Below are 1,151 nucleotides of genomic sequence, written 5' to 3' on the forward strand. Positions count from 1 at the left end.
ACCAAGCCGCACGTCAATGTGGGCACCATCGGTCACGTTGACCACGGCAAGACCACGCTGACGGCTGCTATTGCAACCGTGCTGTCGAAGAAGTTCGGCGGCGAGGCCAAGGCCTACGACCAGATCGACGCAGCGCCCGAAGAGAAGGCGCGCGGCATCACGATCAACACCGCTCACGTCGAGTACGAAACGGCCAACCGCCACTACGCTCACGTGGACTGCCCCGGCCACGCTGACTATGTGAAGAACATGATCACCGGCGCCGCCCAGATGGACGGTGCGATCCTGGTGTGCTCGGCCGCTGACGGCCCGATGCCCCAGACCCGCGAGCACATCCTGCTGGCGCGTCAGGTCGGTGTGAAGTTCATCATCGTCTTCCTGAACAAGTGCGACATGGTCGACGACGCCGAGCTGCTCGAGTTGGTCGAAATGGAAGTGCGCGAGCTGCTCTCCAAGTACGACTTCCCGGGCGACGACACCCCCATCATCAAGGGTTCGGCCAAGCTGGCGCTGGAAGGCGACACGGGTGACCTGGGCGAGCAAGCCATCATGCGCCTGGCCGATGCGCTGGACACCTACATCCCCCAGCCGGACCGCGCCGTTGACGGCACCTTCCTGCTGCCGGTGGAAGACGTGTTCTCGATCTCGGGCCGCGGCACCGTGGTGACCGGTCGCGTCGAGCGCGGCATCATCAAGGTCGGCGAGGAAATCGAAATCGTCGGTATCCGCGACGTGCAGAAGACCACCGTGACCGGCGTGGAAATGTTCCGCAAGCTGCTGGACCAGGGTCAAGCCGGCGACAACGTCGGTATCCTGCTGCGCGGCACCAAGCGTGAAGACGTCGAGCGCGGCCAAGTGCTGGCCAAGCCCGGCTCGATCAAGCCGCACACCCACTTCACGGCCGAGATCTATGTCTTGTCCAAGGAAGAGGGCGGCCGTCACACCCCGTTCTTCAACAACTACCGTCCCCAGTTCTACTTCCGCACGACGGACGTGACCGGTGCCGTGGAGTTGCCGGCGGACAAGGAAATGGTCATGCCTGGCGACAACGTCAGCATCACCGTGAAGCTGATCGCTCCGATCGCGATGGAAACCGGTCTGCGCTTCGCCATCCGTGAAGGCGGTCGTACCGTCGGCTCCGGCGTCGTGGC

1 protein-coding gene is annotated in these 1,151 nt (G+C 63.8%); it reads left to right on the top strand.

Features of this window, described 5'->3' with window-relative positions; all coding sequences use genetic code 11:
* Positions 1 to 1,151, top strand: a 1,151-nt coding sequence (gene tuf / locus ABGI63_RS25745) for an elongation factor Tu (protein ID WP_349745369.1), incomplete at both ends; no start/stop codon positions are given.

This window comes from Roseateles cavernae, from assembly GCF_040187885.1.
In the GTDB taxonomy this organism is placed as follows: domain Bacteria; phylum Pseudomonadota; class Gammaproteobacteria; order Burkholderiales; family Burkholderiaceae_C; genus Roseateles_E; species Roseateles_E cavernae.